Origin of the sequence: Mesorhizobium sp. M5C.F.Ca.IN.020.32.2.1, from assembly GCF_004023105.1 — a bacterium.
In the GTDB taxonomy this organism is placed as follows: domain Bacteria; phylum Pseudomonadota; class Alphaproteobacteria; order Rhizobiales; family Rhizobiaceae; genus Mesorhizobium; species Mesorhizobium wenxiniae.
Map to the genome: position 1 here is coordinate 1 of NZ_RZSX01001264.1, position 1,284 is coordinate 1,284.

2 protein-coding genes are annotated in these 1,284 nt (G+C 60.7%); both read left to right on the plus strand.

All coding sequences use genetic code 11. The features are described from left to right. Positions 1-87: 87 nt before the first annotated feature. Complete coding sequence (locus EOA86_RS35035; RefSeq protein ID WP_127209373.1) at positions 88-777, plus strand: haloacid dehalogenase type II; 690 nt, start codon at positions 88-90, stop codon at positions 775-777. A 236-nt stretch (positions 778-1,013) separates the two neighbouring features. After that, positions 1,014-1,250 carry a GIY-YIG nuclease family protein gene (locus tag EOA86_RS35040; RefSeq protein WP_127209374.1) on the plus strand — a complete coding sequence of 79 codons (237 nt, stop codon included), beginning with the start codon at positions 1,014-1,016 and terminating at the stop codon, positions 1,248-1,250. Positions 1,251-1,284: the final 34 nt, after the last annotated feature.

Sequence of the window (1,284 nt, forward strand, 5' to 3'; positions counted from 1 at the left end):
GAATGCGGCCGTTAGTCTTCCAGATCTCCGACTATGGTGATTGTGGTACAGGCACGCTGTGCCGAAAAAACCAGGAGGATTGTCGCCATGTCGACGTTCAGACCGAAATACATCACCTTCGACTGCTACGGTACGCTCACCAATTTCGATATGGCCGGCGCGGCGCGGCGCGTCTACGGCGAGCGCCTCTCCCCAGAGGCAATGGCCGGCTTCGTCGAGGCTTTTAGAGGCTATCGCCTTGACGAGGTGCTGGGGCCATGGAAACCCTTCCTCGAGGTGGTGCAGAATTCCATCGAACGCAGCTGCAAGCGCATCGGTATCCAGTTCAAACCCGAAGACGCCCAACGCATCTATGACGAAGTGCCGACCTGGGGTCCGCACCCCGACGTCCCGGCGGGACTCGCCAAGGTCGCCAAGGAAATCCCACTGGTGATCCTGTCAAACTCCATGAACAGTCTGATCATGTCGAATGTGGAAAAGCTCGGCGCGCCCTTTCACACCGTCATCACCGCCGAACAGGTTGGCGCCTATAAGCCGCTGATGAAGGGCTTTGAATACATGCTCGACAAGCTCGGCTGCGGCCCGCAGGACATCACTCATGTGTCGTCCTCCTTCCGCTACGATTTGATGACCGCCTACGATCTCGGCATCAAGAGCAAGGTCTGGGTGAACCGCGGCCACGAGCCTGCAAACCCCTTCTACGAATATACCGAGATCAAGGATATCGGCGGGCTGGCCGCCGCGGTCGGCCTTGAGCCCGTTCGGGAAGTTGCTTGAGGCTGGCGGGCCTCCGGCAATCGCGGCATCCGAAGTATCGAGATGAGCAAGGGGCGGTTCGACCGCCCCTTTCTGATTGCCGGCCGGTCGGGCAACCAATCTCCAACGCTGGCGATTGGCATAAGCCACCACGACTTCGTCATCCTAGGGCGAAGCAAGGAGCGAAGCGACGCGGCGCAGACCCTAGGATCGATGCCGTTACGCCACCCGAAGCATGCAACGGCTCAGAACGGTGCTTGCATGCGCAACGGTGTTCGTTACCCTTCCGCAAACTATGCCACCAGAAGCGCGGCACGATCTACATCGGCGTCACCAACGACCTCGGCCGCCGCATGCCGGAGCACAAATCGGGCAACGGCTCGCGCTTCACCAGCCGCTACTGTTCCGGTCCGCAGGAGCACTGCCGCGAGGTAACGGCATGGATCCCAGGGTCTGCGCCGCGTCGCTTCGCTCCTTGCTTCGCCCTGGGATGACGAAGTGGAGGGATGCTTCGGCTAATCCCGGAGG

Coding starts and splice junctions, on each gene's coding strand:
- EOA86_RS35035 (WP_127209373.1), top strand. CDS start 88: ATGTCGACGTTCAGACCGAAATACATCACCTTCGACTGCTACGGTACG.